General features: G+C 65.3%; 5 protein-coding genes. 1 reads left to right on the top strand and 4 read right to left on the bottom strand.

Annotated elements, in window-relative coordinates; genetic code table 11:
• Nucleotides 1-220 precede the first annotated feature (220 nt).
• The 4 genes from ACRDUX_RS27590 to ACRDUX_RS27575 all read right to left on the bottom strand — a co-directional run bounded on the left by ACRDUX_RS27590 (nucleotide 221) and on the right by ACRDUX_RS27575 (nucleotide 4,665).
• Nucleotides 221-1,468, bottom strand: a complete 1,248-nt coding sequence (locus ACRDUX_RS27590) for a M24 family metallopeptidase (protein WP_526418478.1) — start codon at nucleotides 1,466-1,468, stop codon at nucleotides 221-223.
• Complete coding sequence (locus ACRDUX_RS27585) at nucleotides 1,461-2,408, bottom strand: NAD(P)-dependent oxidoreductase (RefSeq protein WP_526418476.1); 948 nt, start codon at nucleotides 2,406-2,408, stop codon at nucleotides 1,461-1,463. The genes ACRDUX_RS27590 and ACRDUX_RS27585 overlap by 8 nt, the downstream gene beginning before the upstream one ends.
• Nucleotides 2,409-2,586: 178 nt before the next feature.
• Nucleotides 2,587-3,621: a LacI family DNA-binding transcriptional regulator gene (locus ACRDUX_RS27580; protein WP_526418474.1), complete on the bottom strand. Its 1,035-nt coding sequence runs from the start codon at nucleotides 3,619-3,621 to the stop codon at nucleotides 2,587-2,589.
• A gap of 117 nt (nucleotides 3,622-3,738) precedes the next feature.
• Nucleotides 3,739-4,665: a substrate-binding domain-containing protein gene (locus ACRDUX_RS27575; protein ID WP_526418472.1), complete on the bottom strand. Its 927-nt coding sequence runs from the start codon at nucleotides 4,663-4,665 to the stop codon at nucleotides 3,739-3,741.
• A 170-nt stretch (nucleotides 4,666-4,835) separates the two neighbouring features.
• Between ACRDUX_RS27575 and ACRDUX_RS27570 the strand changes: the two genes are divergently transcribed.
• Nucleotides 4,836-5,708, top strand: coding sequence for an ABC transporter ATP-binding protein (locus ACRDUX_RS27570; RefSeq protein ID WP_526418470.1), 873 nt, complete (start codon nucleotides 4,836-4,838; stop codon nucleotides 5,706-5,708).
• Nucleotides 5,709-5,824: the final 116 nt, after the last annotated feature.

The raw sequence follows: 5,824 nt of genomic DNA, 5'->3' as shown, positions 1-5,824 counted from the left end.
TCGCTTCGGGCTGCGCATGGCCACCAGCGGCATCGTGATGGAAAGCGGGCGCGTGCTGTTGGCCGGCGCGGCCTCATCGGTGCTGTCCAACCCCGAGATCGCCGCACTCTACTTCGGCGGCGCCGTCCACGCCGCCCAGCCGAGCCCCTGACCTGGCCTCAAAGAAGCGGATCCAACACGCCTGCGGCGACCCCGCGCTCAGTGGCCGGAAGCCCTAAGTTCAGTACTTGTTGGCGATGACGAGCTCCTGCGCCGGGAACAGTGTCAGGATTCGCGGCCCATCGGCAGTGACGACCACTTCCTCCTCGATGCGCGCCGCCGAATATCCGTCCGAGGCAGGGCAATACGTCTCAAGGGCGAAGACCATGCCCTCCTTGAGCTCGATCGGTTCGGTCATCGAGTTCAGCCGCGAGATGATCGGGCGCTCGTGCAGGCCGAGGCCGAGGCCGTGCCCGAATTGCAGTCCGAACGCGGCGAGTTCGTTGTCGAAGCCGAACTCGGTCGCCTTGGGCCAGACGGCAGCCACCTCGTCGGTGCCGACGCCGAGCCTGACCATGTCGATCGAGGCGTCCATCCATTCGCGGGCCTTGGTGTAGGCGTCGCGCTGGCTGGCCGTCGCGCTGCCGACGTTGAACGTCCGGTAGTAGCACGTGCGATAGCCGTTGAAGCTGTGGATGATGTCGAAGAAAGCCTGATCCCCCGGCCGGATGAGCCGGTCGGTGAAGTTGTGGGGGTGGGGGTTGCACCGCTCCCCGCTGATCGCGTTGACGGCCTCCACCTGATCCGAGCCCATGGCATAGAGCCGTTGATTCACCATCGCGACGATCTCGTTCTCCCGGATGCCGGGTTTGAGCGCCTCGAAGATGTCCTGGTAGACCCCGTCGACCATCGCGGCCGCCTGGGTGAGAAGCATGATCTCGTCGGCGGACTTGATCTCCCGCGCATCGAGCATGCGCTGCTGGCAGTCGACGACCTTCAACCCTTGCCGTTGCATCTCGAAAAGGAATGCGGGCTCGACGATGTCGACGCCGACCGGGGCGTCGCTCAGGCCTGCCTCGTCGAGCATTCCCTTGATCTCGCGGATGGCCGACACCATCAGGCCGGCCGACGGCGCGACGGCACCCCGCATCCCGAGCATGCCGGGGCGGCAATTCTCGTCGGGCAACCAGTTCGAGTACAGCTTGTGATGTCTCACCGCAGAACCGAAGTCCCACAACCAGGGATCGTCGGCGGTACGCGTGAGCAACGCGTATCGCGTCATCTTGTCGCCGAGCGCGCCACCGATCCAGGTCTGGGTCGTGTAGCGGATGTTGTAGAAGTCGAACAGCAAGAACGCCCCGCACTCACTGGCCTCCAGCGCTGCCTTCGCGCGACGGAGCCGGTAGTCACGAAGCCTGGCGAAGTCGACGCGTTCTTCGTAGTCGACACCCATGTGGCCAGGAGCCGGAAGCGGGCGCGACTCACTCATCGGCGGGGATCCCCAAACCGTCGTCGACGTCGGCCTCTTCAGAGACCAACTCGACGCCCGAACGCCGAGCCTGCTCGAGCAGCAAAGTCGCGAAGTCCTCGCTGGTGTGGCCCGCACCGATCGCCGATGACACGATTTCGGCCGACAGAGCGGCGACCGGCATCGGCACGCCGTACTCGCGGGCGGCTTCCAGGCCGAGGTCGAAGTCCTTGCGCAGCAAGACGTTCGTGAACGTCGGCGAGAAGTCGAGGTTCACCAACGCGGGCGACTTGTAGCGGGTGAAGACCGATCCCATGACCGAGTTGTTGAGGAATTCCAGGAACGCCTGTCGGCTGGTGCCGCCCTGCTCGGCGAGCACGGTGATCTCGGCGAGGGACTGTGCGACCACGCCGAGGAAGACGTTGTGGCAGATCTTGACGAGACGGGCGACTTCGCCATCACCGACGTAGGTGACGCCCCGCCCGAGGGGGCGCAGCAGGTGCTCGGCGCTCTCGTAGGCCTCACGCGGACCCGACACCGCGAGGGTCAGCTTGCCCGACCTGACGACCTTGGGGTTGCCGCTGACCGGCGCGGCCAGTAGTGCAGTCCCGCGGTTGGCGGCAAGGCCGCGGATCTTCTCCGAGATGGCCGCCGAGACGGTCGAGCTGTCGATGATGATCTGAGGCGAGGCGTCTGCGGTGAGAAGTCCGTCTTCGCCGACGGTCACGTGCTCGAGATCGTCGGAGGCGGCGACCATGATGAAGACGACGTCGCGATCGGCGAGCTGGGCGGGGGTGTCGACCAGCTTGGCGCCACGCGCGGCCAGTGGCTCCGCCTTGGACCGCGTGCGGTTGTACACCGACACGTCGTGACCGGCGTCCAACAGGCGTTCGATGAGCGCGTAGCCCATGCGTCCGGCGCCGATCCACCCAACGCTCATGGTCTTTTCGTTGTTTTCCATTGCCTCTCCCGGCTTGACTGCAATCGGTTGCAATCCTGCCGTGCAGTCTCGTTCAAGTCAACACCGCAGCATGTGCGGGTTTCATGGAGGATTCGCTACACCCGCGCGGAGCCACAGGACGCGAACGGTTGCAGCCCGTTGCACCGGCCACGGAGCAGAGCCCTGAGGGTCCTCGCCCTCAGGTGCGAGGCGCTGGGACCGGACCAGTCGAGGACCGGACGACCATCGTCAGTGGCAGAAGCAGCGAACGCGGATGGCGATCGGGGTCATTGAGCACTTCGAGCAGCAATCGGGCGGCTTCGGCACCGATCTCGTAATGAGGGATGCGCACGGTCGTCATGGGCGGTGAAACCTTGTCCATGAACGGCATGTCGTTGAATCCGACCACGCTGATGTCGTCCGGGCAGCGCAGGCCGCGTTCGGACAGGGCGTCGTAGACGCCGAGGGCCAGTAGGTCGTTACCGGCCAGGACCGCGGTGAACTCGGGACCAGAGTCCAGCAGCGTCCGCATTGCCTTGGCGCCCGCCTGCTCCGACCATTCGTCGCAGATCAACGTCCGCGTGTTCTCGGCGGGGAGTTGGAGTTCCTCCAGGCTGGACAGGAATGCGCGACGCCGGGTCACGCCGGTCGACAGGTCCTGCGGCCCCGCGAGATGCACGATCTTGGTGTGGCCCAGGTCGACCAGGTGTTGCATCGCCATCGCGACACCTGCTGCGTCGTCGGAGGTGACCGACGGGATGTCGGCGCCGCTAGTGCGGCGGTTGACCAGCACCATCGGCGTCGACGCCGCAGCGAGTTCCTCGAGCAACGGGTGCTTCAAATGCGCCGTCGCGAACACGAAGCCCTCGACGTTGCGCTGGCGGAACGAGTCGACCGCCGTCTTCTCCACGTCGGGCCGGTTGTCGGTGTTGACGATCCACGCGTTGTAGCCGATGGTGCGTAGCACGTCCTCGACTCCCCGCACGATGGGCGGGAACAGCGGGTTGGTCAGGTCGGGGATTACCAGCCCGATGCTGGCCGACCGAGAGGTCTTGAGGCTGCGGGCGATTGGATTGGGCGAGTAGCCCATCTCGGCGGCGACCTTCTTGATTCGGGCGGCCGTTTCGGTGTTGACCAAACTCTCGGTTTGCTGGTTCAAGGCGCGCGAAGCGGTCGCCGGATGGACGCCGGCCATGACCGCAACCTCACGCAGCGTGGCTCTGTGCACAGACACCCACTCCCCTTCTCGACTGCAATCGGATGCAACGTCCCGTCAATGATGGCGTGACCCCACGCGCACGTGCAATATACCCAGACCAGTCGCAGGCGAACGACGGGCCGGCGTGGCCGCTCACGTGCGTCGGTCCGTGCCAAGGCCTGCTGTCGCCAGCAACGTCTGCCAGGTGGATGCCACCACGTCGAGATCCGGGCTCGGGCTGTGCTGACGTCTCAGGTCGATCAGGGTGTTGATCGAGGATTCGTCGACTCGTCCATCGGTGATCAAGCCGTGAGTGGGATCGAGCAGGCAGTCGAGGTGCGCCTGGGCTTGCGGCTCGGCCAATCCGAGCAATCGTCCTGCGGCCTCGAGCACCTCCCCCCGCAGACGGCCGGCGACGACGTCATGAGCGGTGTCGATCACCACCTCTGCGAGACGTTCTCGCGGACCGGTGATTTCGGGGTCGTCGGCCGACATTGCGGCCATGACGGTACCGAGATACGGACCGACGTCCGCGACCGTACTCACGACGCGGCACCCGGCCGCGGTCGCCCGCAGCTCGTTGCCTGCATTGAGGACCGTGGCCGCGCACGCTCCCTCCGCCAGCGCCGCAGCGCGTCGAGGGGTCGATCCCAGTGACTCGACGGTGTAGTCGTCCTTGCCGAGGCCCGCGCGTTCCAGGAGGGCGAACGCGACGAACGCGAAACCCGACCCGGGCACGTCGACTCCGACGACACGCCCCCGGACGTCGGCGACGTTCGTCACCGTCGGCGCGAGACACAACGACAGCCCGAGTCCCCGATCGACGCCGGCGAGGATCTCCACCGGCAGGTTGCGCTGGAGTGGATTCGCGCTCAGGAACCGATAGGCGAGAACGTTGTCCGGGCTCGTCATGACCACGTCGAACTCACCGGCTTCGAGCGAGCGGAACTGCGCAGGGGACGAGGGCACGGGCGTCTCGGTGACCTCGAGTCCGGCGCCGTCCAAACGTCCGGTGGAGCGGGCGATGTCGATCAACAGCGACGGGGTGAACGTTCCGATGCGTAGCTGGGCTAGTGCCATCACCACATGGTGTCATAGCTGCAATCGTTTGTGGATGGTGTTGTCGGTTACCTACGGGGCGGTTTGTCGCAGGTGTCAATCTTTCCTTCGAGTGCCCATTGACATGACCCACGTCACATCGCAGGATGGAGCAAACGATTGCAGTAACAGGGATAGAGGTTGCGATTTTCATGAGTCAGGCCGTTCCCTCGGTGACCCACCGCCCGCGACCGAGCGCCGATGACGCGCCGACGACCCCGGCACCACTGATCGAGATTCGTGGCGTGAGTGCTGGATACGAGAACAAGCGGCAAAAGACACGGCTCATCGCCCTTCGCGACGTGAACTTGGACGTACAGCGCGGCGAGTTCCTCGCCATCGTCGGCCCGTCCGGCTGCGGAAAGACCACGCTGATCAACATGATCGCTGGATTCATGAAACCCCTGGAAGGGACGATCCGGGTCGGTGGTCAGATCGTTGATGGACCCGGTGCCGACCGGGCCATGGTGTTCCAGGACTACGCGGTACTGCCGTGGCGCACGGTCTACAAGAACGTCATGTTCGCTCTGGAGAACAGACACCCCCGGCCGTCGAAGGCGGATTCGCGGGAGCGCATCGGCCATGCTCTCGAGCTCGTCGGTCTCACCGGCTTCGAGAAGTCCCTTCCTTACGAACTCTCCGGCGGAATGCGTCAAAGGGTCGGCATCGCACGCGCTTTGGTGACGGAGCCGGCGATCTTGTTGATGGACGAACCCTTCGGGGCGGTCGATGCCATGACGCGTGAGGCGATGCAGGCCGAGTTCGAGAAGATCATTGCCGAGACGGGCCAAACCGTCTTCTTCATCACTCACTCGATTGACGAAGCGCTGACGCTCGCGGACCGAGTGGTCGTGGTGTCGAACCGGCCGGGCCGGGTGATGGAGGTCGTCGACGTCGACCTGCCCAGATCCCGCTTCGCCGAGGGGGTCAGGAGCAGTGCGCGGTTCGGCGAGCTCCGCGAGCACATCTGGAGCCAGCTCCAGTCTCAGGCACTGGGAGCCAAGATCGGTGGAGGGAACCAATGACCGCGGCCACGCTGCCAACGACCGACGCGTCCGCCGACGGGGCCGCCGTTACCGAGTCGATCACGCGCAGCACGTGGGAGCGGTTCCGGACCCTCATCATCACGGTGGTCAACCTG

This window comes from Mycobacterium sp., from assembly GCF_050701675.1.
Classification (GTDB): Bacteria; Actinomycetota; Actinomycetes; order Mycobacteriales; family Mycobacteriaceae; genus Mycobacterium.
The sequence above is the reverse complement of the archived record's forward strand: the minus strand, read 5'-3'. Positions and strand labels throughout refer to the sequence as shown.

What these genes read in the sequence shown, in the direction of transcription:
- ACRDUX_RS27590 (WP_526418478.1), bottom strand. Translation starts at nt 1,468, where the DNA reads ATGAGTGAGTCGCGCCCGCTTCCGGCTCCTGGCCACATGGGTGTCGAC.
- ACRDUX_RS27585 (WP_526418476.1), bottom strand. Translation starts at nt 2,408, where the DNA reads ATGGAAAACAACGAAAAGACCATGAGCGTTGGGTGGATCGGCGCCGGA.
- ACRDUX_RS27575 (WP_526418472.1), bottom strand. Translation starts at nt 4,665, where the DNA reads ATGGCACTAGCCCAGCTACGCATCGGAACGTTCACCCCGTCGCTGTTG.
- ACRDUX_RS27570 (WP_526418470.1), top strand. Translation starts at nt 4,836, where the DNA reads ATGAGTCAGGCCGTTCCCTCGGTGACCCACCGCCCGCGACCGAGCGCC.